Source organism: Devosia sp. (genome assembly GCF_017744655.1).
GTDB lineage: Bacteria > Pseudomonadota > Alphaproteobacteria > Rhizobiales > Devosiaceae > Devosia.
Genome location: NZ_JAGIAW010000001.1, coordinates 1,165,187 through 1,190,740, shown reverse-complemented (window position 1 = coordinate 1,190,740; position 25,554 = coordinate 1,165,187). Strand labels below are relative to the sequence as shown.

29 protein-coding genes and 1 pseudogene are annotated in these 25,554 nt (G+C 60.4%); 29 read left to right on the top strand and 1 reads right to left on the bottom strand.

What is annotated here, in order from left to right; translation table 11 throughout:
• From J7557_RS05970 to J7557_RS05940, 7 genes and pseudogenes are all read left to right on the top strand, one after another.
• Positions 1-1,380: pseudogene (locus J7557_RS05970) on the top strand (DNA-directed RNA polymerase subunit beta); the annotation flags it as partial.
• Positions 1,381-1,459: 79 nt separating this feature from the next.
• Positions 1,460-5,644, top strand: coding sequence for a DNA-directed RNA polymerase subunit beta' (gene rpoC, locus J7557_RS05965; RefSeq protein ID WP_291418232.1), 4,185 nt, complete (start codon positions 1,460-1,462; stop codon positions 5,642-5,644).
• A gap of 244 nt (positions 5,645-5,888) precedes the next feature.
• A complete protein-coding gene (locus J7557_RS05960) occupies positions 5,889-6,968 on the top strand; it encodes an esterase-like activity of phytase family protein (protein ID WP_291418230.1) in 1,080 nt (359 codons plus the stop codon).
• Positions 6,969-7,181: 213 nt separating this feature from the next.
• The gene (locus tag J7557_RS05955; RefSeq protein ID WP_291418314.1) at positions 7,182-8,123 is read left to right on the top strand and encodes a sugar ABC transporter substrate-binding protein; all 942 of its coding nucleotides are present in this window, start codon (positions 7,182-7,184) and stop codon (positions 8,121-8,123) included.
• A 79-nt stretch (positions 8,124-8,202) separates the two neighbouring features.
• Positions 8,203-9,327 (top strand): ABC transporter permease, encoded by a 1,125-nt coding sequence (locus J7557_RS05950; protein WP_291418228.1) that lies wholly within the window; start codon positions 8,203-8,205, stop codon positions 9,325-9,327.
• A 3-nt stretch (positions 9,328-9,330) separates the two neighbouring features.
• Entirely contained in the window at positions 9,331-10,113 is a 783-nt protein-coding gene (locus J7557_RS05945; protein WP_291418227.1) for an ATP-binding cassette domain-containing protein, read from the top strand.
• Positions 10,114-10,263: 150 nt separating this feature from the next.
• On the top strand, positions 10,264-11,379 hold the full coding sequence (locus J7557_RS05940) for a Gfo/Idh/MocA family oxidoreductase (protein WP_291418225.1): 1,116 nt from the start codon (positions 10,264-10,266) through the stop codon (positions 11,377-11,379).
• Here the strand turns inward: J7557_RS05940 and J7557_RS05935 are convergent.
• Positions 11,376-12,476, bottom strand: coding sequence for an NAD(P)-binding domain-containing protein (locus tag J7557_RS05935; RefSeq protein WP_291418223.1), 1,101 nt, complete (start codon positions 12,474-12,476; stop codon positions 11,376-11,378). The two genes, J7557_RS05940 and J7557_RS05935, sit on opposite strands and share 4 nt — an antisense overlap.
• 500 nt (positions 12,477-12,976) lie before the next feature.
• On the opposite strand from J7557_RS05935, the gene rpsL reads away from it, so the two are divergent.
• The 22 genes from rpsL (at position 12,977) to rplR (ending at position 25,552) form a co-directional block, all read left to right on the top strand.
• On the top strand, positions 12,977-13,348 hold the full coding sequence (gene rpsL / locus J7557_RS05930) for a 30S ribosomal protein S12 (RefSeq protein WP_035080811.1): 372 nt from the start codon (positions 12,977-12,979) through the stop codon (positions 13,346-13,348).
• Positions 13,349-13,362: 14 nt separating this feature from the next.
• Positions 13,363-13,833, top strand: coding sequence for a 30S ribosomal protein S7 (gene rpsG / locus J7557_RS05925; protein ID WP_035080814.1), 471 nt, complete (start codon positions 13,363-13,365; stop codon positions 13,831-13,833).
• Positions 13,834-13,845: 12 nt separating this feature from the next.
• Positions 13,846-15,936 (top strand): elongation factor G, encoded by a 2,091-nt coding sequence (gene fusA / locus J7557_RS05920; protein ID WP_291418220.1) that lies wholly within the window; start codon positions 13,846-13,848, stop codon positions 15,934-15,936.
• Between the two features lie 71 nt (positions 15,937-16,007).
• On the top strand, positions 16,008-17,198 hold the full coding sequence (tuf, locus tag J7557_RS05915; protein WP_291418218.1) for an elongation factor Tu: 1,191 nt from the start codon (positions 16,008-16,010) through the stop codon (positions 17,196-17,198).
• A 68-nt stretch (positions 17,199-17,266) separates the two neighbouring features.
• A complete protein-coding gene (gene rpsJ / locus J7557_RS05910; RefSeq protein WP_035080820.1) occupies positions 17,267-17,575 on the top strand; it encodes a 30S ribosomal protein S10 in 309 nt (102 codons plus the stop codon).
• 94 nt (positions 17,576-17,669) lie between these two features.
• Entirely contained in the window at positions 17,670-18,365 is a 696-nt protein-coding gene (gene rplC, locus J7557_RS05905) for a 50S ribosomal protein L3 (RefSeq protein WP_291418216.1), read from the top strand.
• Positions 18,366-18,983 (top strand): 50S ribosomal protein L4, encoded by a 618-nt coding sequence (gene rplD, locus J7557_RS05900; RefSeq protein WP_035080824.1) that lies wholly within the window; start codon positions 18,366-18,368, stop codon positions 18,981-18,983.
• Positions 18,980-19,273, top strand: a complete 294-nt coding sequence (locus J7557_RS05895) for a 50S ribosomal protein L23 (protein ID WP_035080826.1) — start codon at positions 18,980-18,982, stop codon at positions 19,271-19,273. Before rplD ends, J7557_RS05895 begins: the two co-directional genes overlap by 4 nt.
• Before the next feature lie 18 nt (positions 19,274-19,291).
• Positions 19,292-20,131, top strand: a complete 840-nt coding sequence (rplB, locus tag J7557_RS05890; RefSeq protein WP_291418212.1) for a 50S ribosomal protein L2 — start codon at positions 19,292-19,294, stop codon at positions 20,129-20,131.
• Positions 20,132-20,134: 3 nt separating this feature from the next.
• Complete coding sequence (gene rpsS / locus J7557_RS05885) at positions 20,135-20,413, top strand: 30S ribosomal protein S19 (protein WP_291418209.1); 279 nt, start codon at positions 20,135-20,137, stop codon at positions 20,411-20,413.
• 1 nt (position 20,414) lies between these two features.
• Positions 20,415-20,795: a 50S ribosomal protein L22 gene (gene rplV / locus J7557_RS05880; RefSeq protein ID WP_035080834.1), complete on the top strand. Its 381-nt coding sequence runs from the start codon at positions 20,415-20,417 to the stop codon at positions 20,793-20,795.
• The gene (rpsC, locus tag J7557_RS05875; RefSeq protein WP_291406734.1) at positions 20,795-21,535 is read left to right on the top strand and encodes a 30S ribosomal protein S3; all 741 of its coding nucleotides are present in this window, start codon (positions 20,795-20,797) and stop codon (positions 21,533-21,535) included. The genes rplV and rpsC overlap by 1 nt, the downstream gene beginning before the upstream one ends.
• A 15-nt stretch (positions 21,536-21,550) precedes the next feature.
• Positions 21,551-21,964, top strand: a complete 414-nt coding sequence (rplP, locus tag J7557_RS05870) for a 50S ribosomal protein L16 (RefSeq protein ID WP_035080838.1) — start codon at positions 21,551-21,553, stop codon at positions 21,962-21,964.
• An 11-nt stretch (positions 21,965-21,975) separates the two neighbouring features.
• Positions 21,976-22,170, top strand: a complete 195-nt coding sequence (gene rpmC, locus J7557_RS05865) for a 50S ribosomal protein L29 (RefSeq protein WP_056308254.1) — start codon at positions 21,976-21,978, stop codon at positions 22,168-22,170.
• Positions 22,171-22,182: 12 nt separating this feature from the next.
• Entirely contained in the window at positions 22,183-22,416 is a 234-nt protein-coding gene (rpsQ, locus tag J7557_RS05860; RefSeq protein ID WP_035080842.1) for a 30S ribosomal protein S17, read from the top strand.
• A 67-nt stretch (positions 22,417-22,483) separates the two neighbouring features.
• On the top strand, positions 22,484-22,852 hold the full coding sequence (gene rplN / locus J7557_RS05855; protein WP_035080843.1) for a 50S ribosomal protein L14: 369 nt from the start codon (positions 22,484-22,486) through the stop codon (positions 22,850-22,852).
• Complete coding sequence (gene rplX, locus J7557_RS05850) at positions 22,852-23,163, top strand: 50S ribosomal protein L24 (protein ID WP_291418204.1); 312 nt, start codon at positions 22,852-22,854, stop codon at positions 23,161-23,163. The genes rplN and rplX overlap by 1 nt, the downstream gene beginning before the upstream one ends.
• Positions 23,156-23,713, top strand: coding sequence for a 50S ribosomal protein L5 (gene rplE, locus J7557_RS05845; RefSeq protein WP_291418202.1), 558 nt, complete (start codon positions 23,156-23,158; stop codon positions 23,711-23,713). Before rplX ends, rplE begins: the two co-directional genes overlap by 8 nt.
• 30 nt (positions 23,714-23,743) lie before the next feature.
• The gene (gene rpsN / locus J7557_RS05840; RefSeq protein WP_291418199.1) at positions 23,744-24,049 is read left to right on the top strand and encodes a 30S ribosomal protein S14; all 306 of its coding nucleotides are present in this window, start codon (positions 23,744-23,746) and stop codon (positions 24,047-24,049) included.
• A gap of 12 nt (positions 24,050-24,061) precedes the next feature.
• Positions 24,062-24,460 (top strand): 30S ribosomal protein S8, encoded by a 399-nt coding sequence (gene rpsH / locus J7557_RS05835; protein ID WP_291418197.1) that lies wholly within the window; start codon positions 24,062-24,064, stop codon positions 24,458-24,460.
• Positions 24,461-24,643: 183 nt separating this feature from the next.
• On the top strand, positions 24,644-25,177 hold the full coding sequence (gene rplF, locus J7557_RS05830; protein WP_291418195.1) for a 50S ribosomal protein L6: 534 nt from the start codon (positions 24,644-24,646) through the stop codon (positions 25,175-25,177).
• Positions 25,178-25,189: 12 nt separating this feature from the next.
• Positions 25,190-25,552: a 50S ribosomal protein L18 gene (gene rplR, locus J7557_RS05825; protein WP_291418193.1), complete on the top strand. Its 363-nt coding sequence runs from the start codon at positions 25,190-25,192 to the stop codon at positions 25,550-25,552.
• The last annotated feature ends 2 nt before the right edge of the window (positions 25,553-25,554 follow it).

The following is a 25,554-nucleotide window of genomic DNA, read 5'->3' as shown; positions in this document are numbered from 1 at the left end:
GACGTTCGTGATACCTCGCTCCGCGTTCCGCCGGGCGATGCTGGTACTGTCGTTGAAGTGCGCGTGTTCAACCGCCACGGCATCGACAAGGACGAGCGCGCCATGGCCATCGAGCGCGAAGAAATCGAACGCCTCGCCAAGGACCGTGACGACGAACAGTCGATCCTCGACCGTAACGTCTATGCGCGTCTCAAGGAAATGCTGTTCGGCAAGGCTGCGACTGCTGGCCCGAAGGGCTATGTCGTCGGCACCAAGCTCAACGACTCCATCTTCGAAGCGCAGCCCCGCTCCAAGTGGTGGCAGTTCGCTGTTGAAGACGACAAGGTCATGACCGAGATGGAAGCCCTCCATGCTCAGTATGAAGAAAGCCGTCGTCTGCTCGAACAGCGCTTCATCGACAAGGTCGACAAGCTCCAGCGCGGTGACGAACTTCCGCCGGGCGTGATGAAGATGGTCAAGGTCTTCATCGCAACCAAGCGCAAGATCCAGCCGGGCGACAAGATGGCCGGCCGTCACGGTAACAAGGGTGTGGTTTCCCGCATCGTGCCCGTCGAAGACATGCCGTACCTCGAAGACGGCACTTCGGTGGATATCGTGTTGAACCCGCTCGGCGTGCCCTCGCGCATGAATGTCGGTCAGATCCTTGAAACCCACCTGGGTTGGGCCTGCGCCGGCATGGGCAAGAAGATCGACCAGATGGTTCGTGCCTATCAGCGCAATGGCGATCTGAAGCCGCTGCGTTCGGAAGTGCAGGAGCTGTTTGCTGGCGACACCGCCATCACCGATCTTGACGACGACGGCTTGGTTCGTCTCGGCGAACACCTTTCCAAGGGTGTCCCGATTGCGACTCCGGTCTTCGACGGCGCCAAGGAAGCCGACATTGTGGTCATGCTCGAAAAGGCAGGCCTCAAGGCTTCTGGTCAGTCGACCGTCTATGACGGTCGTACCGGTGAGCAGTTCGATCGTCAGGTGACGGTTGGCTACATCTATATGCTCAAGCTCGACCACCTCGTGGACAACAAGATCCACGCGCGTTCGATCGGTCCTTACTCGCTCGTTACCCAGCAGCCGCTCGGTGGCAAGGCGCAGTTCGGCGGTCAGCGTTTCGGCGAGATGGAAGTGTGGGCCCTCGAAGCGTATGGCGCCGCCTATACGCTCCAGGAAATGCTCACCATCAAGTCGGACGACGTGGCTGGTCGTACCAAGGTCTACGAAGCGATCGTCCGTGGCGACGATACCTTCGAAGCGGGCATCCCCGAGAGCTTCAACGTTCTGGTCAAGGAAATCCGTTCGCTCGGTCTCAATGTCGAACTCGACATGCGCGAAGTGGAAGACCCCAACCAGCCGGAGCTCGCACCTCCTCAGGAAGCGGCGGAATAATCCGGCACTTCCACCCCCATTCACCTTCCAACCCGACCGTCAGCTTGGCTGCGGTCGGGGCGGATAGAGGAGAGAATTGATGAACCATCATTCCCACGTCATGGACCCGTTCAACCCGGCCGTCCCGGTGCAGACCTTCGATCAGATGAAGATCTCCATCGCCTCGCCGGAAAAGATCCTTTCCTGGTCCTATGGCGAGATCAAGAAGCCCGAGACCATCAACTACCGTACGTTCAAGCCCGAGCGTGACGGTCTGTTTTGCGCGCGTATCTTTGGCCCCGTGAAGGACTACGAGTGTCTGTGCGGCAAGTACAAGCGCATGAAGTTCAAGGGCGTCATCTGCGAAAAGTGCGGTGTTGAAGTCACCCTGTCTCGCGTCCGTCGCGAGCGCATGGGCCACATCGAACTGGCAGCTCCCGTTGCCCACATCTGGTTCCTGAAGTCGCTGCCGAGCCGCATCGCGCTGCTGCTCGACATGACCCTCAAGGATATCGAGCGCATCCTCTACTTCGAGAACTATGTCGTTCTCGATGCTGGCCTCACCCCGTTCACCCAGAACGAGCTTCTTACGGAAGAGCAGTATCTGGATGCGCAGGACGAGTATGGTGCCGACAGCTTCACCGCCAAGATCGGCGCTGAAGCCATTCGCGACATCCTGCTCAACCTCGACCTCGAAAAGATCGCTGCGGACCTCCGCGTCGAGATCGCCGAGTCGACCACCGAGCTGAAGCCCAAGAAGCTGGCCAAGCGCCTCAAGATCGTCGAGCAGTTCATCGTTTCGGGCAACAAGCCAGAATGGATGATCATGACCATCATCCCGGTCATCCCGCCCGAACTCCGCCCGCTCGTCCCGCTGGACGGCGGCCGCTTCGCTACGTCCGATCTCAACGACCTCTACCGTCGTGTGATCAACCGTAACAACCGCCTGAAGCGCCTGATCGAGCTCCGTGCCCCGGACATCATCATCCGCAACGAAAAGCGCATGCTGCAGGAAGCTGTGGACGCGCTGTTCGACAACGGCCGCCGTGGCCGCACCATCACCGGTGCGAACAAGCGTCCGCTGAAGTCGCTGTCCGACATGCTCAAGGGCAAGCAGGGCCGCTTCCGTCAGAACCTGCTCGGCAAGCGCGTCGACTATTCGGGCCGTTCGGTCATCACCGTGGGCCCGTACCTGAAGCTGCACCAGTGCGGTCTTCCCAAGAAGATGGCGCTCGAGCTCTTCAAGCCGTTCATCTACTCGCGTCTCGAAGCCAAGGGTCTCTCTTCGACCGTCAAGCAGGCCAAGAAGCTCGTTGAAAAGGAAAAGCCCGAAGTCTGGGATATCCTCGACGAAGTCATCCGCGAGCACCCGGTTCTGCTGAACCGCGCGCCCACGCTGCACCGTCTTGGCATCCAGGCCTTCGAACCGATCCTGATCGAAGGCAAGGCAATCCGTCTGCACCCGCTCGTCTGCTCCGCTTTCAACGCCGACTTCGACGGCGACCAGATGGCTGTGCACGTTCCGCTCTCGCTGGAAGCCCAGCTTGAAGCCCGCGTGCTCATGATGTCGACCAACAACATCCTGCATCCCGCGAACGGTCAGCCGATCATCGTGCCGAGCCAGGACATTGTTCTCGGTCTCTACTACCTGTCGATCGTGGCAGAGGGTGAGCCGGGCGAGGGCATGTCGTTCGGTTCCTATGCCGAACTCGAACACGCGCTCGACAACAAGGTCGTCACGCTCCACACCAAGATCAAAGCTCGCGTTCCCGCCTGGGACGAAAACGGCAAGCAGATCACCCAGATCGTCGACACGACTCCGGGCCGTATGCTGATCGGTCAGATTCTGCCCAAGAATCCGGCTGTGCCCTTCGCTACGGCGAACCAGCTGATGACCAAGAAGATGATCTCCAAGATGATCGACACCGTGTATCGCGGTTGCGGTCAGAAGGAGACGGTCATTTTCTGTGACCGTGTCATGCAGCTCGGCTTCAAGAACGCCTGCGACGCCGGCATTTCGTTCGGCAAGGACGACATGGTTATCCCGCAGTCGAAGTACACGATTGTGGAAGACACCCGTAAGCTGGTCGAGGAATTCGAGCAGCAGTACAATGACGGCCTGATCACTCAGGGCGAAAAGTACAACAAGGTCGTCGACGCCTGGGCCAAGTGCGGTGACAAGATCGCCGAAGAGATGATGAAGGGCATTGCTGCCGTTCAGATCGACAAGGAAACCGGTCGTCAGAAGCCGATCAACTCGGTCTACATGATGAGCCACTCCGGTGCTCGTGGTTCACCGGCCCAGATGAAGCAGCTCGCCGGCATGCGCGGCCTCATGGCCAAGCCGGACGGCTCGATCATCGAAACGCCGATTACCGCGAACTTCAAGGAAGGCCTCAACGTTCTCGAGTACTTCAACTCGACCCACGGTGCCCGTAAGGGTCTGGCTGATACCGCTCTGAAGACTGCAAACTCGGGCTACCTGACCCGTCGTCTCGTCGACGTGGCTCAGGACGCGATCATCATCGAGAATGACTGCGGCACCGAACGCGGCCTGACCATGGAACCGATCGTCGATGCTGGCCAGATCGTGGCTTCGCTCGGCCAGCGCGTTCTCGGTCGTACGACTGCAGACGACGTCTTCCACCCGCTGACCGGCGACCTGATCGCTCCAAAGGGCACTCTGCTCGAAGAGAAGCATGTCGACATCATCGAAGAAGCGCGCATCCAGTCGATCCGCATCCGTTCGCCGCTGACCTGCGATCTCCGCCAGGGCTGCTGCGCCGCTTGCTACGGTCGTGACCTTGCTCGTGGTACCCCGGTCAATATCGGTGAAGCTGTCGGCGTTATCGCCGCTCAGTCGATCGGTGAACCCGGTACTCAGCTCACCATGCGCACGTTCCACATCGGTGGTACGGCCCAGGTGGTTGATAGCTCGTTCCTCGAAGCCGGTGCCGAAGGCAAGATCGAAGTTCGCAACCCGAACCTCGCGACTGTCGAAGGTGGCAAGCAGGTCGTCATGGCCCGTAACGTTGCCCTCGTCATCCTCGATGGCGAAGGCAAGGAACGCGCCACCCACAAGGTGACCTACGGCTCCAAGCTCCTCGTCAAGGCCGGCGACACCGTTCGTCGTGGTCAGCGTCTGGCCGAATGGGACCCGTACACCCGTCCGATCCTGGCCGAAGTCGAAGGCGAGGTCCTGTTCGAGGATCTGGTCGACGGTGCTTCCGTTGCGGAAAACACCGACGAAGCCACCGGCTTCACCAAGCGCGTTGTCATCGACTGGCGCGGCAACCAGCGTGGTGAGGGCCTCAAGCCCGCACTGGCGATTGCCCGTGGCGGTTCGGTTGCCAAGGTGGATCGTGGTGGCGATGCCCGTTACCTGCTCTCCGTCGACGCGGTTATCGCCGTCGAGCCGGGCGAAAAGGTTGCTCCTGGTGACGTCCTCGCGCGTATCCCGCTCGAGTCTGCAAAGACCAAGGACATCACCGGCGGTCTTCCGCGCGTTGCCGAACTCTTCGAAGCTCGTCGTCCGAAGGATCACGCCATCATCGCCGAGATCGATGGTACCATCCGCTTCGGCCGCGACTACAAGAACAAGCGTCGCGTCATCATCGAGCCGACCGAGGAAGGTGCTGATCCGGTTGAATACCTGATCCCGAAGGGCAAGCCGTTCCATCTCCAGGAAGGCGACACCATCGAAAAGGGCGAATACATCCTGGACGGCAATCCCGCTCCGCATGACATCCTTGCCATCAAGGGCGTCGAGGAACTGGCACGCTACCTCGTCAACGAAATCCAGGAAGTCTACCGTCTCCAGGGCGTGTTGATTAACGACAAGCACATCGAAGTGATCGTTCGCCAGATGCTGCAGAAGGTCGAGATCGTCCTGCCGGGTGACTCGGGCCTGCTCAAGGACGAGCAGCTCGACAAGCTCGACTTCGATGAACTCAACGATGCGCTGATCAGCGAAGGCAAGAAGCCGGCAACCGCTAACCCGGTTCTGCTCGGCATCACCAAGGCTTCGCTCCAGACCCGCTCCTTCGTGTCCGCGGCTTCCTTCCAGGAAACCACCCGCGTGCTCACCGAAGCTGCCGTGTCCGGCAAGGCCGACCTTCTCGAAGGCCTCAAGGAAAACGTCATCGTCGGCCGCCTCATCCCGGCCGGTACCGGTGCCGGTCAGACCAAGGCCAAGCTCATCGCTGCCAAGCGCGACGACCTCATCCTCGAGGAACGCCGCCGCCAGGCCGAAACCACCCGCCTCGCAGCACCCGCTGCCGAGTAAGGTTTTCGGATCTATTGAAATTGAAAAGGGGCCCGAAAGGGCCCCTTTTTGTTTGCCCCACGAACCGTCATCCGCGGCCGCATCAGCAAGTGAAGTGTCGTCGGGTCAGGCCCGAGGATGACGACAGGTGGGGCATCGCCAAGGCAGGGCAGGGTGCCCCGATGTCATCCCCTCTTCACCCTCCTGCAATCGCCCCTTCACGCCCCGAGCCTAAACCCCCATCATCGCCTGACGGAGGTTTTCCATGCTGCCCAAGACTCTCGCCGCTCTTGCCATTGTCCTCGCCACGCCGGCCTTCGCTCAGGAAGGCACCATGAAGGTCGACCTTCTCGGCTCGATCACCCTGCCCACTGGCCTCATCATCGCCGGCGAAGAATTCGGCGGCATCTCTGGCCTCGACTATGACGCGCGCTCCGGCCTCTTCTACGCCATCTCCGACGATCGCTCGCAGCGCGCTCCCGCCCGCTATTACGAACTCGGTCTCAAGATCGACGCTGAGGGTCTGTCCGCTGTCGACGTCATCCGCCGCGTCACCCTCCGCGACCTCGAAGGCAATGCCTTCCCCAACAATGGCATCGACCCCGAATCCATCCGCTTCAATCCGGCGACCCGCACCATTCTCTGGTCGAGCGAAGGCGACGTCTCCGGCCGCCCCGGCGTCTATGAAGCGCGTCTCGACGGCACCATGCTTCGCGCCTTCGCCGTGCCGGACTACTATTCCCCCAATGCAGACGGCACGGTTGGCGTCTACGGTAACCTCGCTTTCGAAGCCCTGACGCTCTCCAACGACGGCAAGACCCTTTACGCCGCCACCGAAAACGCCCTCGCGCAGGATGGCGCCAAGGCCACTCTCGAAGCCGGATCGCCGTCGCGCGTCATTGCCTTTGACCTCGCCTCGGGCCAGCCGACCGCTGAATACATCTACGAAACCAACCCGATCGCCATCGCCCCGACTGCCACCATCGGCAGCATCTATAACGACAACGGTGTCTCCGAATTCCTCATGCTGGAAGACGGCCGCTTCCTCGTCGTTGAACGCTCCTTCGCCTCAGGCGTGGGCAACCAGATCAACTTCTTCACTGCGAGCTTCAACGGCGCCACCGACATCAACGGCCAGGAAAAAGCTGCTGCCGATGCCGTCCCCATGACCAAGGAGCTGGCCTTCACCCTCGCCGAAGGCGACTTCGGTCTCGACATCGACAATATCGAGTCCGTGACCTTTGGCCCGGAGGTTGATGGCAAGAAGACTCTGGTCGTGGCGTCGGACAACAACTTCAATCCGATCGGCCAGTTCACTCAGTTCATCGTTCTAGCCATCGAATAATCGCTGCGCATCAACCGGATAGGTGAGCTGCACCATCCGCCGAACATTGTTGAACACAGGGAGGGGGCCTCCAAGGCCCCATTCTTTTGCCCGAAAAGTCCGCTCTTGACCGTGACAGATAAAAATGGAATGTTTGTTTCGTGATAGATCCAAAATGGAATGTATAAGCCATTTGTGATCGTCGTTCACAAGGGAGGAACATCGATGAACATTCTGACGAAGGGCCTGGCGGCCCTGGCGCTGGCTGCCATTGCACTGCCGGCCGTTGCCATCCCGGCCGCCGCCGAAGGCGAACGGTTTGTGCTCGTATCGCACGCGCCCGATTCCGATAGCTGGTGGAACACCATCAAGAACGCCATCGCTTTGGCGGGCGAGCAGATGGGCGTGACCGTCGAATACCGCAATCCGCCGACGGGCGACCTTGCCGATATGGCTCGCATCATCGAGCAGGCGGCCGCGTCCAATCCCGATGGCATCATCTCGACCATCGCCGACTTCGACGTTCTGTCCGGTCCGCTCGGCGATGCTGTTGCGCGCGGCATTCCCGTCATCACCATCAATTCGGGTACGGTGGAACAGTCCAAAGAGATCGGCGCGCTGCTTCATGTCGGCCAGCCCGAATACGACGCCGGCTTCGGTGCCGGTGAAAAGGCCAAGGCCGCTGGCGTCACCAGCTTCCTCTGCGTCAATCACTACATCACCAACCCCGCATCGGTCGAACGCTGCCAGGGTTTCGCTGATGCGCTTGGCGTCGAGCTTGGCAATCAGATGATCGACGCCGGTCAGGACCCCGGTGAAATCCAGTCCAAGGTCGCCGCCTATCTCCAGACCAATCCCGATACCAACGGTATCCTGACCCTGGGCCCAACCTCGGCCCATCCAACCATCGCCGCGCTCGCCGCCAATGGCCAGGCCGGCGCCATCTTCTTCGGCACTTTCGATCTTTCGAGCGAAATCGCCGCTGCAATCAAGGATGGCACCATCAACTTCGCCATCGACCAGCAGCCCTTCCTGCAGGGTTATCTGCCGGTGGTCGTCCTGACCAATCTGGCCCGCTATGGCGTGGTCCCGGGCAATTCGATCAATTCCGGCCCGGGCTTCATCACCAAGGACAATATCGGTCTCGTCGAGCAATACGCCGGTCAGTACCGCTGATCTCTCCGAGCACGGGGCCGCTTCGGTGGCCCCGTTTGCCAAAGGCGCGTCGCGCGCCCTTCAGCACAAGGTCAAGAAAATGGTTGAGCAGCCTTCGGGCGTGGCGGCCGCCGACGAGCGCATTCAGCGCCAGTCGGCCCTGCGCCGAGCTTTCGTGCGCCCCGAATTGGGCGCCATGACCGGAACGGTCCTGGTCTTCGTTTATTTCGCCCTCGTTGCCGGTGGCACCGGCATGTTCGCCGCCGATGGCATTATGAACTGGGGCGTCGTCTCCGCCCAGTTCGTCATCATCGCAGTCGGCGCCTGCCTCCTGATGATCGCCGGTGAATTCGACCTCTCCGTCGGCTCGATGATCGGCTTTGCCGGCATCGTCATCGCGCTTTTGAGCGTGCATCTCGGCTGGCCCATGTGGGCCGCCATCATCGCTGCCTTCATCGTCGCCATGCTCATCGGCATGGCCAATGGCTACCTCGTCATCAAGACCGGCCTGCCATCCTTCATCGTCACCCTGGCCTCGCTCTATATATTGCGCGGCCTCACCATCTACTTCTCCATCGCCACCACCCGCCAGACCATCATCGGCGGCGTCCGCGAAGCGGCCGAAGGCGATTGGCTCGCCCCACTCTTTGGCGGCAAGATTTTGGGCTTCGTCTTCACCTGGCTCGCCGACATGGGGCTGATCGCTACCTTCACGGCCGGCAACAGGGCAGGGCAACCGGTGGTCGATGGCATTCCCATGCTCATGGTTTGGGCTCTCGCGCTCATCATCTTTGGTCACATTCTCCTTACGCGTACCCGCTTCGGTAACTGGATCTATGCTGCCGGCGGCGACGCCAAGGCCGCCCGCTATGTCGGCGTGCCGGTCAATCGGGTGAAGATCGCCATGTTCGTCTTCTCCGCCTTCTGCGCCACAGTCTTCGCCACTTGCCAGGTCATGGAGTTCGGCTCCGCCGCCGCCGACCGCGGCCTTCTCAAGGAGTTCGAAGCCATCATCGCCGTGGTCATCGGCGGCGCGCTGCTCACCGGCGGCTATGGCTCCGTTGTCGGTGCCGCCCTCGGCGCCCTGATCTTCGGCGTCGTGCAACAGGGCCTGTTCTTCGCCGGCGTCGAAAGCTCGCTCTTCCGCGTCTTCCTCGGCGTCATCCTGCTCTTCGCGGTGATCCTCAATACCTATATTCGTCGCCTGATCACGGGGGAGCGCTGAGCCATGGCCGATACACCCCTTATCGAACTCATCGACATCAAGAAGCAGTTCGGCCCCGTCATCGCCCTCAACGGCGTGTCCGTCTCCGTCATGCCCGGCGAATGCCACTGCCTCCTCGGCGACAATGGCGCAGGCAAGTCGACCTTCATCAAGACCATGGCCGGCGTGCACAAGCCGACCTCGGGCGAAATCCGCATGAACGGCCAGCAGGTCAACTTCGCCAATCCCCGCGACGCCATGACCGCAGGCGTCGCTACCGTCTACCAGGACCTGGCGATGATCCCGCTCATGTCGGTCACGCGAAACTTCTGGATGGGCCGCGAACCACGAAAGGGCTGGGGCCCATTCCAGTTCCTCGACATGGAAAAGGCCAATCAGGTCACCCTCGAAGAGATGCGCCGCATGGGCATTAACCTGCGTGAACCCGACCAGGCCGTCGGTACCCTCTCGGGCGGCGAACGCCAAACCGTCGCCATCGCCCGCGCCGTCTATTTTGGTGCCAAGGTCCTCATCCTCGATGAGCCAACCTCCGCCCTCGGCGTCCGCCAGACTGCCAATGTCCTCGCTACCATCGACCGCGTGCGAAAAACCGGCGTCGGCATCATCTTCATCACCCACAATGTCCGCCACGCCATGGCTGTGGGCGATCGCTTCACTGTCCTCAATCGCGGCAAAACTCTCGGCACCGCTCGCAAGGGCGAACTCAAGCCCGAGGAGCTGCAGGACATGATGGCCGGCGGTGCCGAACTCGCTGAACTGAGCAGCTCCCTCGGCGGCACCATCTGACAACCGACCGGGGCGTCTCTAGAGCGCTTTCAGGAAAAGTGGACACCACTTTTCCGGTTCGAAAGCGCGACAAACAAAAACTACGACCATTTCGCTGTTTCAGGGAAACAGTGAAATGGTCTAACGCCCAGTCATCATCTTGAGGACATCATGACAGACACCATCGGCGTCGGCCTCATCGGCACCGGCTATATGGGCAAGTGCCACGCCCTGGCCTGGACCTCGGTAAAACCCGTCTTCGGCTCCGGCCCGCGTCCCCGCCTCGTCCACCTCGCCGAAGCCAATATCGATCTCGCCCGTCAGCGCGCCGAAGAATTCGGCTTTGAGCGCGCCACGGCCGATTGGCGCGATCTCATCGCCAATCCCGAAGTGCAGGTGGTCTCCATCACCACCCCCAACGCCTTCCACGCCGAAATGGCCGTCGCGGCTCTGGAAGCCGGCAAGCATGTCTGGTGCGAAAAGCCCATGGCCGTCGGCTTCTCCGAAGCCCAGCGCATGGAAGCGGCCGCCCGTGCCAGCGGCAAGGTCGCCATCCTTGGCTACAACTACATCCAGAACCCGCTCGTCCGGCAGATCGGCGAACTCATCGCCTCCGGCGCCATTGGTACGGTCAATCACGTCCGCGTCGAAATGGACGAGGATTTCATGGCCGATCCCGAGGCTCAGTTCTATTGGAAGAGCGAAGCCAGCTCCGGCTACGGCGCCCTCGACGACTTCGCCGTCCACCCGCTGAGCCTTCTCCAAACCCTCCTCGGCAACCCGACCCGCGTCTTCGCCCACCAGTCAAAACCCTATCCCGACCGCCCGACCGCCAATGGCAGCCGCCGCGCCGTCGAAACCTTCGATATCGCCAGCGTCCTCTTCGAAATCGGCGAGATCAGCGGCGTCCTCTCGGTCAATCGCTCCGCCTGGGGCCGTAAGGGCCGCATTGCCCTGCAAATCTTCGGCTCCGCCGGGAGCCTCGTCTACGATCAGGAGCGGATGAACGAGCTACAGCTCTATCGCGCCGCCGGTCCGGCAACCGCCCAGGGCTACCAGACCATTATCGCCGCCCCCGCCCACAAACCCTATGACCGCTTCATCCCCGCACCCGGCCACGGCCTTGGCTTCAATGACTTGAAAGTCATTGAATGCCACGAACTGCTACGCACGATTTCCGGCGAAAAGGGCAGGGTGGTCGACTTCACCAATGGGCTCCAGATCGAACGCACCGTCCACGCCATGGCCCGCAGCCATGAAGAACAGCGCTGGATCGACCTCGCTTAGCTCTTTCGTTCTAGCCCCAGAAACGCCGTCAATTCCCGGGCCGCCGCACTGCCGGCCCGGTTCGCTCCAATCGTCGAGGCCGAAGGTCCGTAGCCCACCAGATGCACCCGCGGGTCTTTCGCCACCTGCGTCGCCAGCCGCCCGGTCATGACGATTCCGCCGCTCTCCTCGCGCAGTTGCAACGGCGCCAGATGATCGAGCGCGCTGCGGAACCCGGTGCACCAGAGAATGACATCGACATCAATCGCCGTCCCGTCCTCCCAGCGCACGCCAGTGGGTGTGATCTCCGTAAACATCGGCCGTCGCTCAAGCACTCCGCGCTCCCGCATAGCCTCGATCGCCGGCGTTACCGGCAATCCCGTCACCGACACAACGGCCCGCGGCGGTAAGCCAGCCCGCACCCGTTCCTCAACCAACGCCACTGCCGCGCGTCCGTCCTCTTCCCGGAACGGTCCGTCACGCCAGCGCGGCGGCGTGCGCGTCACCCAGGTGGTCCGCGTTACCTTCGAAATCTCGTCGAGCAACTGCACCGCCGAAATCCCGCCGCCCACCACAAGCACATGCTTCCCGGCAAACTCGTCCGCCGTCTTGTAGTCCCGCGTATGCAACTGCCGCCCGCCAAAAACATCGGCCCCCGGATAGTCCGGAATGTACGGCTTCTCCCAAGTCCCGGTCGCATTGATGATCCCGCGCGCCGAAAACAGCCCGCGATCGCTCTCGACTCGCAGCCGCTCACCCCGGTCGCAAACCACGCTCACATGCGTCGGCCGCACCACGCCCAGCCCAAAATGCTCCTCATAGGCAGCAAAATAGTGCGGCACGGCCACCGAGGCCTGCACGCTGTCATCCCCTCCTGCAAACTCGGCAAAGCCCATCCCCGGCAGGTCATGCACCCGATTGACCGTCGATAGAGTGAGAGACGGCCAACGATACTGCCACGCCCCACCTGCCTGCGACGCCTGGTCCAACACCAGAAAATCGCGCTGCGGCACAAGACCCAATGCCTTGAGATGATACGCCGAACTCAATCCCGCCTGTCCCGCGCCGATCACCACGATGTCGAGTTTGAGGGCGGCGCGTGGTGTTTGGTCGGTCAAGGGGGAGAACTCCGGCAGGCGGTCCAGAGTTAGGTGCAGCAATGGAGAGTGGCAAGTCGGTGAAGCGGGCAGGGCTCCCATGTATGATTCAAAATGAGACTCTGTTAACCCTTGCCGAACGCCTTCGGGCGAATCCGTCCATTGCGCCAATGGAGCGCCAAACGGGCCAAACCTCCCGGAATGCATAGCTCTCCCGCGAATTTTTACGCGAAAGAATCCTTGACTGAGCGAGTCAACGGTTCTAAACAGCGCCTACCTTAGCGGTCGGTCGTGGTTGTCACACCGGGTCCCTGCCACCTAGCGCGGGAATCCAGGACAATCAAACACACTGTCGGGTAACTAGACGAAGCAAATCCTTGTGCGCATGACTGTCCCTGTTTTCAGGGTTGGTCCGCTGCAAATTGGGGCGCCGCCGACTCCCGGAAGGGTTCGGATGAGCGCCACTTTGGTTTGCTTGTGTGTAGACCGAACTTGAATTTTTGGACGATGGAAAGAGCGCAATGCCCACCATTAATCAGCTGATCCGCAAGCCACGCGCCAGCAAGCCAAAGCGGAACAAGGTTCCGGCAATGGAAGCGAACCCGCAAAAGCGCGGCGTTTGCTCTCGTGTTTATACCACGACCCCGAAGAAGCCGAACTCGGCTCTGCGTAAGGTTGCGAAGGTTCGCCTGACCAACCAGCGCGAAGTGATTTCCTACATCCCGGGTGAGGGTCACAATCTGCAGGAGCACTCCGTTGTGCTCATCCGCGGCGGTCGCGTTCGCGATTTGCCGGGCGTTCGCTACCACGTGCTCCGCGGCGTTCTCGACACGCAGAGCGTGAAGGACCGCAAGCAGCGCCGGTCCAAGTATGGCGCGAAGCGTCCGAAGTAAGGAGATATTGAGCGATGTCCCGTCGTCACCGCGCCGAGAAGCGTGAAGTTATTCCTGATCCCAAGTTCGGCGATCTGGTCGTTTCCAAGTTCATGAATTCGCTCATGAAGGACGGCAAGAAGTCGGCTGCAGAATCCATCGTCTATGGCGCTTTCGACATCGTCGAAACCAAGACGAAGCAGGACCCGATCACTGTGTTCCACAACGCCCTGGACAATATCCGTCCGGCCGTTGAAGTCCGTTCGCGCCGCGTTGGTGGTGCTACGTACCAGGTTCCGGTCGAAGTCCGCACCGACCGTCAGCAGGCCCTGGCCATCCGCTGGCTCATCGAGTCCGCCCGCAAGCGCGGCGAGAACACCATGCGCGAGCGCCTTTCCGGCGAGCTCATGGATGCGATGAATGGCCGTGGTCAGGCTGTCAAGAAGCGCGAAGATACGCACCGTATGGCTGATGCCAACCGTGCCTTCTCGCACTACCGCTGGTAGTAGGAGCGCCCTATGGCACGCGAATATCCTATTAATCTCTATCGTAACTTCGGCATCATGGCTCACATCGATGCTGGCAAGACGACCACGACCGAACGCATCCTCTACTACACCGGCAAGTCCCATAAGATCGGCGAAGTCCACGACGGCGCTGCGACCATGGACTGGATGGAGCAGGAGCAGGAACGCGGTATCACCATTACGTCGGCCGCTACGACCACGTTCTGGAAGGACCGCAACGGTACCCAGCACCGCTTCAACATCATCGACACCCCCGGCCACGTGGACTTCACCATTGAAGTCGAACGTTCGCTCCGTGTGCTCGACGGTGCCGTCGCTCTGCTCGACGCCAATGCTGGCGTTGAACCGCAGACCGAAACCGTGTGGCGTCAGGCCGACAAGTACCACGTTCCCCGTCTCATCTTCGTCAACAAGATGGACAAGACCGGTGCCGACTTCTACCGCTGCGTGGAAATGATCGGTTCGCGTCTCGGTGCCCGTGGCGTTCCGGTTCAGCTGCCGATCGGCGCTGAAACCGAATTCAAGGGCGTTGTCGACCTCATCGAGATGAATGCTCTGGTGTGGCGCAACGAAGAGCTCGGCGCTCAGTGGGATGTCGTCGACATTCCGGCCGACCTCAAGGACAAGGCCGCCAAGTACCGCGAAGCTATGATCGAAGCTGCCGTCGAAATGGACGACGCTGCGATGGAAGCTTACCTGAATGGCGAAGTGCCGAACAACGACACCATCCGTCGCCTGCTCCGTCAGGGCGTGATCGGTGCCAAGTTCTTCCTCGTCTTCGCTGGCTCGGCGTTCAAGAACAAGGGCGTTCAGCCCCTGCTCGATGGCGTTATCGACTTCCTGCCGTCCCCGCTCGACGTTCCTGCTATCCAGGGCATCGACGCCAAGACCGAGCAGCCGATCGAACGTCACGCTGACGACAACGAACCGCTCTCGATGCTGGCATTCAAGATCGCCAACGACCCGCACATGGGTACGCTGACCTTCTGCCGCATCTATTCGGGTCACCTCGAAGCTGGCATCAGCCTGGAAAACACCGTGAAGGGCAAGCGCGAACGCGTTGGCCGCATGTTCCAGATGCATGCCAACAGCCGTGAGCAGATCACTGAAGCCTTTGCTGGTGACATCGTTGCCATCGTCGGCCTCAAGGACACCACCACGGGTGATACGTTGGCTCCGACCAACTCGCAGGTTATCCTCGAGCGCATGGTCTTCCCGGATCCGGTTATCGACATCTCCGTCGAGCCGAAGTCCAAGGCCGACCAGGAAAAGATGGGCCTCGCTCTGAACCGCCTGGCTGCCGAAGATCCGTCGTTCCGCGTCAAGACCGACGAAGAATCCGGCCAGACCATCATCTCCGGCATGGGCGAACTTCACCTCGACATTCTCGTCGACCGTATGCGTCGCGAGTTCAAGGTTGAAGCAAACATCGGCCAGCCGCAGGTTGCGTACCGTGAGACGATCACGCGCAAGACCGACAAGGACTATACCCACAAGAAGCAGTCGGGTGGTTCGGGTCAGTTCGCTCGTATCAAGATCACTGTCGAGCCGGGTGAAGTCGGCAAGGGCCTCGAGTTCGTCAACGCCATCGTCGGCGGCGCTGTTCCCAAGGAATACGTCCCGGGCGTTCTCAAGGGTGTCGAATCGGTCATGGGCGCAGGCCCGCTGATCGGCTTCCCCGTCGTTGACGTGAAGGTCACCCTGACCGACGGCGCTTACCACGACGTCGACTCTTCGGTGCTCGCGTTCGAAATCGCCGGCCGTGCAGGCTTCCGTGAGGCTCTTCGTGAAGCCGGTCCGAAAATTCTCGAACCGATCATGAAGGTTGAAGTTGTCACGCCGGAAGATTACATGGGCGACGTCATCGGCGATCTCAACTCCCGTCGTGGGCAGATCCAGGGCACTGAAGGCCGTGGTGTTGTCCAGGTCGTGAATGCGTTCGTGCCGCTTGCAAACATGTTCGGGTATGTGAACTCGCTGCGCTCCATGAGCCAGGGTCGTGCACAGTATTCCATGGTGTTCGATCACTACGAACAGGTCCCGCAGGCTGTCGCTGACGAAGTCCAGGCCAAGTACGCCTAAAACCAGCGCAAGCTAGTCAAGAAACTCAACTGTATGTCGGCCATTTGCGCTGACGAATTTGGAGAAAAGCTATGGGTAAGGAAAAATTTTCCCGCTCCAAGCCGCACTGCAACATCGGCACCATCGGTCACGTTGACCATGGCAAGACCTCGCTGACCGCAGCGATCACCAAGGTGCTGGCTGAGACCGGCGGCGCGACCTTCAAGGCGTACGATCAGATCGACGCGGCCCCCGAAGAAAAGGCCCGCGGCATCACCATCAACACCGCACACGTCGAGTACGAGACCCAGAAGCGTCACTACGCTCACGTCGACTGCCCCGGCCACGCTGACTATGTGAAGAACATGATCACCGGTGCTGCCCAGATGGACGGCGCGATCCTGGTCGTGTCGGCTGCTGACGGCCCGATGCCGCAGACCCGTGAGCACATCCTGCTCGCTCGTCAGGTCGGTGTGCCGGCTCTCGTCGTGTTCCTGAACAAGTGCGACATGGTCGACGATCCGGAACTGCTCGAGCTCGTCGAACTCGAAGTTCGCGAACTGCTCTCGTCCTACGAATTCCCGGGCGACGACATTCCGATCATCAAGGGCTCGGCTCTGGCCGCTCTCGAAAACTCGGACCAGAAGCTCGGCCACGACGCCGTTCTCGAGCTGATGGCTGCTGTTGACGAATACATCCCGCAGCCGGAACGTCCGGTTGACCAGCCGTTCCTCCTCCCGATCGAAGACGTGTTCTCGATCTCGGGTCGTGGTACTGTGGTTACCGGTCGCGTCGAACGCGGCATCGTCAAGGTTGGCGAAGAAGTAGAAATCGTCGGCATCAAGGCAACCCAGAAGACCACCGTTACCGGTGTCGAAATGTTCCGCAAGCTGCTCGATTCGGGTGAAGCTGGCGACAACATCGGCGCTCTGATCCGTGGTATCGACCGCACTCAGGTCGAGCGCGGCCAGGTTCTCTGCAAGCCCGGTTCCGTGACCCCGCACACCGACTTCACGGCTGAGGTCTACATCCTCACCAAGGAAGAAGGCGGCCGTCACACTCCGTTCTTCGGCAACTACCGCCCGCAGTTCTACTTCCGTACGACGGACGTGACCGGTATCGTGACCCTTCCCGAAGGCACCGAAATGGTGATGCCGGGCGACAACCTGAACATCAACGTTCAGCTGATCGTTCCGATCGCCATGGAAGAGAAGCTCCGCTTCGCTATCCGTGAAGGTGGCCGTACTGTTGGTTCGGGCGTCGTCGCCACGATCCTGAAGTAAGTCTGTTTGAGACATTCGCGGCGCGCGATTAAGCGCGCCGCGATCTTTTTCCGTCAGGATTTGAGAAGATGAACGGTCAGAATATCCGCATCCGCCTCAAGGCGTTTGACCATCGCGTGCTCGATACGTCGACCCGCGAGATCGTCAACACCGCAAAGCGTACGGGTGCCCAGGTTCGCGGTCCGATTCCGCTGCCGACCCGCATCGACAAGTTCACCGTCAACCGCTCACCGCACATCGACAAGAAGGCGCGTGAGCAGTTCGAGATCCGGACCCACAAGCGTCTGCTTGACATTGTGGACCCGACCCCTCAGACGGTCGATGCACTGATGAAGCTCGATCTCGCCGCCGGCGTCGACGTCGAAATCAAGCTCTAAGAATACGACTACAAAAAATAAGTTTCCGCGCCTGCCGCAAAAGGGGTCCTCTGAAACCATGACCCGGCAGAGCGCCAACAAGAAGGTATAACCGATGCGTTCTGGATTGATCGCACAGAAGCTGGGGATGACCCGCATCTTCGCCGAGGACGGCTCGCACGTTCCGGTCACGGTGCTGGCCCTGCAGAACTGCCAGGTGGTAGCTCAGCGGACCGTCGAAAAGGACGGCTACGTTGCTCTGCAGCTCGGCGCAGGCCAGGCCAAGGCCAAGAATGTCTCGAAAGCTGAGCGCGGCCACTACGCCGTTGCCAAGGTCGAGCCGAAGCGTCACGTCGCGGAATTCCGCGTTGATGCTGAAAACCTCATCGAGGTTGGCGCTACCCTCAAGGCGGACCACTTCGCCGAGGGCCAGCTTGTCGACGTCACGGGTACGTCGATCGGTAAGGGTTTTGCCGGTGGTATGAAGCGCTGGAACTTCGGTGGTCTGCGCGCCTCCCACGGTGTGTCCGTTTCCCACCGTTCCATCGGTTCGACCGGTGGCCGTCAGGACCCGGGTAAGACCTTCAAGAACAAGAAGATGCCGGGCCACATGGGCGATCGTCGCATCACCACGCAGAACGTCAAGGTCGTCAAGACCGACGTGGAACGTGGTCTGCTGCTGATCCAGGGTTCGGTTCCGGGCGCCAAGGGCGCTTGGATCATGGTCAAGGACGCCGTCAAGAAGCCGGCTCCCGCGAACGTTGCCCTGCCGGGTTCGTTCGAGGCCGCTGCTGCGGGAGAAGCGAAGTAAATGGAACTCAAGGTAACCACTCTCGACGGTAAGTCCGCCGGTACGGTCGATCTCAAGGACGATGTCTTTGGTCTCGAAGTCCGCGCCGACATCCTGCACCGTATGGTTCGCTACCAGCAGCTCAAGGCAATGGCCGGCACGCACGACGTGAAGAACCGTTCCGAAGGCGTGCGCACGGGCAAGAAGTTCAAGAAGCAGAAGGGCGGCGGCGCTCGTCACGGCGATCGCAAGGCTCCCCAGTTCCGTGGTGGTGGCCGTGCATTCGGTCCGACCCCGCGTAGCCACGCGATCGATCTTCCCAAGAAGGTCCGCGTTCTCGCTCTGAAGCACGCTCTCTCGTCCAAGGCCAAGGCTGGCTCGCTGATCGTTCTCGACAGCGTTGCTCAGGCTGAAGCCAAGACGGCCGCTCTGCGTACCACGTTCGGTAAGCTGGAATGGGCAAGCGCGCTGATCATCGATGGCGCAAACGTCGACCAGAACTTCGCTCTGGCCGCCCGCAACATCCCGAACATCGACGTGCTGCCGATCCAGGGGATCAACGTTGTTTCGATCCTGAAGCGCGACAAGCTCGTCCTCACCAAGGCAGCGCTCGAAGCGCTCGAAGCGAGGTTCGCATGAACAAGCTTGCCGCTTACGACATCGTCCGTAACCCCGTCGTGACCGAAAAGTCGACGATGGCTTCGGAATACAACCAGGTCGTTTTCGACGTGGCGATTGATGCCAGCAAGACCGATATCAAGGCTGCCGTCGAGCAGCTCTTCTCGGTCAAGGTCAAGGCAGTGAACACCCTGGTCCGCAAGGGCAAGGTGAAGCGCTTCCGTGGCAAGGTTGGCGTCCGCAATGACGTTAAGAAGGCCATCGTGACCCTCGTCGACGGCCAGTCGATCGATATTTCGACCGGCCTCTAAGGGACAAGAGACAGCAAAATGGCTCTAAAGACTTATAATCCCACCTCCGAAGGCCGTCGTACCCTCATCACGACCGACCGTTCGGAACTCTGGAAGGGCAAGCCGGTCAAGGCATTGACCGAAGGCCTCAACAAGAGCGGCGGCCGTAACAACACCGGCCGTATCACTGCCTACCATCGTGGTGGTGGTCACAAGCGCTCTTACCGCATGATCGACTTCAAGCGCGTGAAGTTCGACGTCGTCGGGACGATTGAACGTCTCGAATACGATCCGAACCGCACCGCCTGGATCGCTCTGGTGAACTACGAAGACGGCGAACAGGCCTACATCGTTGCTCCGCAGCGTCTGGGTGCCGGCGACAAGGTCATCTCCTCGATGAACACTGTCGACGTGAAGCCGGGCAATGCAATGCCGCTCGAGCGCATGCCGGTCGGCACCATTGTGCACAACGTCGAACTGAAGCCCCGCAAGGGTGGCCAGGTCGCTCGTTCCGCCGGTGCCTATGCCCAGTACGTCGGCCGTGACCAGGGTTGGGCGATCCTTCGCCTGAACTCGGGTGAACAGCGCCGCGTCCATGGTTCGTGCCTCGCCACCGTTGGTGCCGTGTCCAACCAGGACCACGCCAACACCTCGCTCGGCAAGGCCGGTCGCAACCGCTGGCTCGGCAAGAAGCCGGTCAACCGCGGCGTGACCATGAACCCGGTCGACCACCCGCATGGTGGTGGTGAAGGCCGTACCTCTGGTGGCCGTCACCCGGTTTCTCCGTGGGGCAAGCCGACCAAGGGCAAGCGTACGCGTTCCAACAAGGCGACGGACCAGTTTATCGTTCGCAGCCGTCACGTGAAGAAGGGCAGGTAAGTCATGACCCGTTCAGTTTGGAAGGGGCCGTTTGTCGACGGCTACATGCTCAAGAAGGCCGAGAAGGCCCTGAGCTCGGGCCGCAACGATGTGATCAAGATCTGGTCGCGTCGTTCGACGATCCTGCCGCAGTTTGTCGGCATCACGTTCGGCGTGCACAACGGCCAGAAGCATGTCCCGGTGTCCGTCACCGAAGACATGATCGGTCACAAGTTTGGCGAGTTCGCCCCGACCCGTACCTACTACGGTCACGCGGCCGACAAGAAGGCCAAGAGGAAGTAAGATGAGCAAGCCAAAGACTGAGCGCGCTCTCAAAGACAACGAGGCTAAGGCTGTCCTGCGCATGCTGCGCATCAGCCCTCAGAAGCTGAACCTCGTCGCGCAGTTGATCCGTGGCAAGAAGGTTGAGAAGGCCCTGGCCGATCTCGAATTCAGCCACAAGCGCATCTCCGGCCAGGTGAAGAAGGTGCTCGAGAGCGCCATCGCCAATGCCGAGAACAACCATGGCCTCGACACCGACGCTCTCGTCGTTGCTGAAGCCTTCGTCGGCAACTCGCTGGTCATGAAGCGTTTCATGGCCCGCGGTCGCGGTAAGTCGGCTCGTGTCGAGAAGCCATTCTCGCATCTGACGATCATCGTCCGGCAAGTTGAGGAGGCCGCATAATGGGCCAGAAGATCAATCCCATTGGCTTCCGCCTGGGCATCAACCGCACCTGGGATAGCCGCTGGTTCGCCAACAAGGGCGAATACGGCACGCTGCTCCAGGAAGACCTGAAGATCCGCACCACTCTGATGAAAGATCTGAAGGCCGCTGCCGTTTCCAAGATCGTCATCGAGCGTCCGCACCGCAAGTGCCGCGTGTCGATCCACACTGCCCGTCCGGGCATCGTGATCGGCAAGAAGGGCGCTGACATCGACAAGATCCGCGCCAAGGTCAAGAAGTTCACCGACTCTGAAGTGCACATCAACATCGTTGAAGTGCGCAAGCCGGAAACGGACGCGACCCTGGTTGCCCAGGGCATTGCCCAGCAGCTCGAACGCCGCGTTGCCTTCCGTCGTGCCATGAAGCGCGCAGTGCAGACTGCAATCCGCATGGGCGCCGGTGGTATCCGCGTCAACGTTGGTGGCCGTCTCGGTGGTGCCGACATCGCTCGTACCGAATGGTACCGCGAAGGCCGCGTGCCGCTGCACACCCTGCGTGCTGATATCGACTACGGTACGGCTGAAGCCGAAACCACGTATGGCATCATCGGCATCAAGGTATGGGTCTTCAAGGGCGAAGTCCTTGAGCACGATCCGTCTGCCCATGAGCGTCGCGCCACCGAAGGTGGTGGTGAAGGTGGCCAGCGTTCCGAGCGCGAACCGCGTCGTGAACGCGGCGACCGCGATCGCGAACGCGCATAAGAAGGTTGAACGAATATGCTGCAACCGAAGCGTACTAAGTTCCGTAAGGCCCACAAGGGCCGCATCCATGGCCTGGCCAAGGGTGGTACTGATCTGGCATTCGGCTCCTACGCACTCAAGGCCACCGAACCGGAACGCGTTACCGCCCGTCAGATCGAAGCAGCTCGTCGCGCGATCACTCGCGAGATGAAGCGTCAGGGCCGAGTTTGGATCCGGATTTTCCCGGATCTTCCGGTCTCCAAGAAGCCTACCGAAGTCCGTATGGGTAAGGGTAAGGGTTCCGTCGAGTACTGGGCGGCGCGCGTAAAGCCGGGTCGTATCGTTTTTGAGATTGACGGCGTACCCGAAGACGTTGCAAAGGAGGCGCTTCGCCTCGGAGCAATGAAGTTGCCGATCACCACGCGCATCGTTACGCGCATTGTCGACTAAGGAACACGAGCATGAAAGCCAGTGATGTGCGGAGCAAAACCGCAGACGAACTGAAAGATCAGCTCGTCGACCTGAAGAAAGAACAGTTTAACCTGCGTTTCCAGCGCGCTACTCAGCAGTTGGAAAAGCCGGCCCGGGTCAAGGAAGTCCGCCGCGACATCGCGCGGATTAAGACGATCCTCGGCCAACAGAACGCAGCTAAGTAAGGAATAAAACCCATGCCAAAGCGCGTTTTGCAGGGGACTGTTGTCTCCGACGCTAACGAAAAGACGATCGTCGTCCGCGTCGAGCGCCGTTTCACGCACCCCCTTCTGAAGAAGACAGTGCGTCGTTCCAAGAAGTACCACGCCCACGATGAAGCTAATGTGGCTAAAGTCGGTGACGTGGTGTGGATCGAAGAGACCGCGCCGATCAGCAAGAACAAGCGCTGGACGCTTGTTCCGTCTGCGTAAGAGAAATTGAAATTAGGTCGGCGAGCCGGATGACGGTGCAGCCGGTTCAACTAGAAGGCATCCAGTTATGATCCAGATGCAGTCCAATCTCGACGTCGCGGACAACTCCGGCGCTCGTCGTGTCATGTGCATCAAGGTGCTGGGCGGTTCGCATCGCAAATACGCCTCGGTCGGCGACATTATTGTCGTTTCGGTCAAGGACGCTATTCCGCGTGGCCGCGTTAAGAAGGGCCAGGTAATGAAGGCCGTGGTGGTTCGCACCGCGACTGACATTCGTCGCCCCGATGGCACCGTCATCCGTTTTGACAAGAACGCCGCGGTTCTGATCAACAATCAGAAAGAGCCGATCGGCACCCGTATCTTCGGACCGGTTCCGCGCGAACTCCGCGCTCGCAACCACATGAAGATCATCTCGCTCGCCCCAGAGGTGCTATAATGGCCTCCAAGATCAAGAAGGGCGATAAAGTCGTCGTCCTGGCCGGCAAGGACAAGGGCAAGACCGGTCAGGTCCTGTCCGTCATCCCGACCGAAACCAAGGCGCTTGTCCAGGGTATCAACCTTGTCCGCAAGCATCAGAAGCAGACTGCCTCGCAGGACGCCGGTATCTTCACCAAGGAAGCGCCGATCCACCTGTCGAACCTGGCCGTTGCTGACAAGGCTGGCAAGCCGACCCGCGTCGGTTTCCAGATCAAGGACGGCGTGAAGACCCGCGTCGCCAAGTCGACCGGAGACCAGATCGATGGCTGAGACCGTCTACATTCCGCGCCTGCGCACCTATTATGACGAAACGATCAAGGCCGAACTGACCAAGCAGTTCGAGTACAAGAACGTCATGGAGCTGCCCAAGCTCGACAAGATCGTTCTGAACATGGGCGTTGGCGAAGCCGTCAACGACACCAAGAAGGTGAAGTCGGCTCAGGCTGAGCTTGAGAAGATCGCCGGTCAGAAGGCTGTCGTCACCCACGCGCGCAAGTCCATCGCAGGCTTCAAGGTCCGCGAGCAGATGCCGCTTGGCGTGAAGGTTACGCTGCGCAAGACCCGCATGTACGAGTTCCTGGATCGTCTGGTGAACATCGCACTGCCGCGCGTCCGCGACTTCCGTGGCCTGAACCCGAACTCCTTCGACGGCCGTGGCAACTATGCCATGGGCATCAAGGAACACATCATTTTCCCCGAGATCAACTATGATCAGATTGATCAGGTCTGGGGCATGGATATCGTGATCGCCACGACGGCCAAGACGGATGATGAAGCTCGTGCTCTGCTGCGCGCTTTCAACTTCCCGTTCCGCCAGTAAGCGGGCAGGGAAGGGATAAAGGATCAGAACATGGCAAAGACCAGTTCCATCGAAAAGAACAACAAGCGCGCCAAGCTCGCTAAGCAGTATGCCGAAAAGCGCGCTGCTCTGAAGGCTACCGTCAAGGACCAGGGCGTGTCGATCGAAGAGCGCTTCCAGGCCACCCTTAAGCTGGCCGAGCTTCCGCGCAACTCCGCAAAGGTTCGCGTTCGCAACCGTTGCGAAGTTTCCGGTCGTCCGCGCGGTTACTATCGCAAGCTCAAGATGAGCCGTATCGCCCTGCGTCAGCTGGGCAACCTGGGTCAGATCCCGGGTCTGGTTAAGTCGAGCTGGTAAGGAGAGACATAAATGAGCTTTTCCGATCCCATCGGCGATATGCTGACCCGCATCCGCAACGCTCAGGAGCGTCGCAAGAATACCGTTTCGACGCCGGCCTCGACCCTTCGCGGTCGCGTGCTGGACGTTCTCCAGTCCGAGGGTTTCATCCGCGGCTACTCGGAGACCAAGTTCGAGAACGGCGCTGCCGAATACGAAATCGAACTGAAGTATTCGGACAATGTAGGCGTGATCCGCACCATCGAGCGCGTTTCCCGTCCCGGCCGCCGCGTGTACGCGTCGGTCAAGAATATTCCGCAGGTGGCTAACGGCCTCGGTGTTTCGATCCTCTCCACCCCCAAGGGTGTGATGGCCGATCACGAAGCCAAGGCTGCCAACGTTGGTGGCGAGGTACTCTGCCGCGTCTTCTAATGCGTGTGGGCCCGAAGCTCATTGAAGCACTTCTGGGGTAGGTGGTTTCCACTTTCCTGTTGAATGTGCGGCAAAAACTGATAGGAGCGCGATCAACGTTTCTCGGAAACGCTGGTCGGCTCCGTTTTCGGGCACCTTCACGCGCATTGGATGCGCGGTAAGACGATTACTCAAGGATATAGAATGTCACGTACTGGCAAGAAACCGGTGGCCCCGGTTAATGGCGTTACGGTCACGATCAATGGTCGTGTCGTCTCCGCCAAGGGCCCGAAGGGCGAACTGAGCCTCACGCTCATGGATATCGTCAACATTGAGCAGGGTTCGGACGGCATTGTCGTTACGCCTGCTAACGACACCCGTGAAGCTCGTGCAGCCTGGGGCACCACCCGCGCGCTGATCCAGAACATGGTCACCGGGGTGAGCGCGGGTTTCGAGAAGAAGCTGGCCATCCAGGGCGTCGGTTATCGTGCCGCGCTGCAGGGCAAGGACGTCAAGCTCTCGCTCGGTTTCAGCCACGAAGTGATCTATGCGGCTCCCAAGGGTATCACCCTGGCCGTGCCGGCTCCGACGGAAATCGTCATCACCGGCATTGATAAGCAGCAGGTCGGTCAGGTCGCTGCGGAGATCCGCGGTTGGCGTCCCCCCGAGCCCTACAAGGGCAAGGGCGTGCGTTACGCCAACGAGCAGGTCTTCCGCAAAGAAGGCAAGAAGAAGTAAGGAGCGCCACCTATGGCTATCAGTGCAAAAGGTGCAGACCGCCGCAAGGCTCGTGTCCGCAAGGCGCTCAAGGCTCGTGCCTTCGGTCGCGCCCGTCTCAGCGTTTTCCGCTCGGACAAGAATATCTACGCCCAGATCATCGACGACGCGAACGGTCGTACGCTGGCTGCAGCTTCCACCCTCGAGAAGGACGTGCGCGGCTCGCTCAAGAGCGGCGGCACCTCTGAGGCTGCCGCTGTTGTCGGCAAGCTGATCGCAGAGCGCGGTGTTAAGGCCGGCGTTGCCGAAGTGATCTTCGATCGCGGCGCTTACATTTATCACGGCCGCGTTAAGGCCCTTGCAGATGCTGCCCGTGAGGGCGGTCTGCAGTTCTAACA

Bases quoted from the DNA above. Each gene is read 5' to 3' on its own strand.
- rpoC (WP_291418232.1), top strand. From the start codon at position 1,460: ATGAACCATCATTCCCACGTCATGGACCCGTTCAACCCGGCCGTCCCG.
- J7557_RS05960 (WP_291418230.1), top strand. From the start codon at position 5,889: ATGCTGCCCAAGACTCTCGCCGCTCTTGCCATTGTCCTCGCCACGCCG.
- J7557_RS05950 (WP_291418228.1), top strand. From the start codon at position 8,203: ATGGTTGAGCAGCCTTCGGGCGTGGCGGCCGCCGACGAGCGCATTCAG.
- J7557_RS05945 (WP_291418227.1), top strand. From the start codon at position 9,331: ATGGCCGATACACCCCTTATCGAACTCATCGACATCAAGAAGCAGTTC.
- J7557_RS05940 (WP_291418225.1), top strand. From the start codon at position 10,264: ATGACAGACACCATCGGCGTCGGCCTCATCGGCACCGGCTATATGGGC.
- rpsL (WP_035080811.1), top strand. From the start codon at position 12,977: ATGCCCACCATTAATCAGCTGATCCGCAAGCCACGCGCCAGCAAGCCA.
- rpsG (WP_035080814.1), top strand. From the start codon at position 13,363: ATGTCCCGTCGTCACCGCGCCGAGAAGCGTGAAGTTATTCCTGATCCC.
- fusA (WP_291418220.1), top strand. From the start codon at position 13,846: ATGGCACGCGAATATCCTATTAATCTCTATCGTAACTTCGGCATCATG.
- tuf (WP_291418218.1), top strand. From the start codon at position 16,008: ATGGGTAAGGAAAAATTTTCCCGCTCCAAGCCGCACTGCAACATCGGC.
- rpsJ (WP_035080820.1), top strand. From the start codon at position 17,267: ATGAACGGTCAGAATATCCGCATCCGCCTCAAGGCGTTTGACCATCGC.
- rplC (WP_291418216.1), top strand. From the start codon at position 17,670: ATGCGTTCTGGATTGATCGCACAGAAGCTGGGGATGACCCGCATCTTC.
- rplD (WP_035080824.1), top strand. From the start codon at position 18,366: ATGGAACTCAAGGTAACCACTCTCGACGGTAAGTCCGCCGGTACGGTC.
- J7557_RS05895 (WP_035080826.1), top strand. From the start codon at position 18,980: ATGAACAAGCTTGCCGCTTACGACATCGTCCGTAACCCCGTCGTGACC.
- rplB (WP_291418212.1), top strand. From the start codon at position 19,292: ATGGCTCTAAAGACTTATAATCCCACCTCCGAAGGCCGTCGTACCCTC.
- rpsS (WP_291418209.1), top strand. From the start codon at position 20,135: ATGACCCGTTCAGTTTGGAAGGGGCCGTTTGTCGACGGCTACATGCTC.
- rplV (WP_035080834.1), top strand. From the start codon at position 20,415: ATGAGCAAGCCAAAGACTGAGCGCGCTCTCAAAGACAACGAGGCTAAG.
- rpsC (WP_291406734.1), top strand. From the start codon at position 20,795: ATGGGCCAGAAGATCAATCCCATTGGCTTCCGCCTGGGCATCAACCGC.
- rplP (WP_035080838.1), top strand. From the start codon at position 21,551: ATGCTGCAACCGAAGCGTACTAAGTTCCGTAAGGCCCACAAGGGCCGC.
- rpmC (WP_056308254.1), top strand. From the start codon at position 21,976: ATGAAAGCCAGTGATGTGCGGAGCAAAACCGCAGACGAACTGAAAGAT.
- rpsQ (WP_035080842.1), top strand. From the start codon at position 22,183: ATGCCAAAGCGCGTTTTGCAGGGGACTGTTGTCTCCGACGCTAACGAA.
- rplN (WP_035080843.1), top strand. From the start codon at position 22,484: ATGATCCAGATGCAGTCCAATCTCGACGTCGCGGACAACTCCGGCGCT.
- rplX (WP_291418204.1), top strand. From the start codon at position 22,852: ATGGCCTCCAAGATCAAGAAGGGCGATAAAGTCGTCGTCCTGGCCGGC.
- rplE (WP_291418202.1), top strand. From the start codon at position 23,156: ATGGCTGAGACCGTCTACATTCCGCGCCTGCGCACCTATTATGACGAA.
- rpsN (WP_291418199.1), top strand. From the start codon at position 23,744: ATGGCAAAGACCAGTTCCATCGAAAAGAACAACAAGCGCGCCAAGCTC.
- rpsH (WP_291418197.1), top strand. From the start codon at position 24,062: ATGAGCTTTTCCGATCCCATCGGCGATATGCTGACCCGCATCCGCAAC.
- rplF (WP_291418195.1), top strand. From the start codon at position 24,644: ATGTCACGTACTGGCAAGAAACCGGTGGCCCCGGTTAATGGCGTTACG.
- rplR (WP_291418193.1), top strand. From the start codon at position 25,190: ATGGCTATCAGTGCAAAAGGTGCAGACCGCCGCAAGGCTCGTGTCCGC.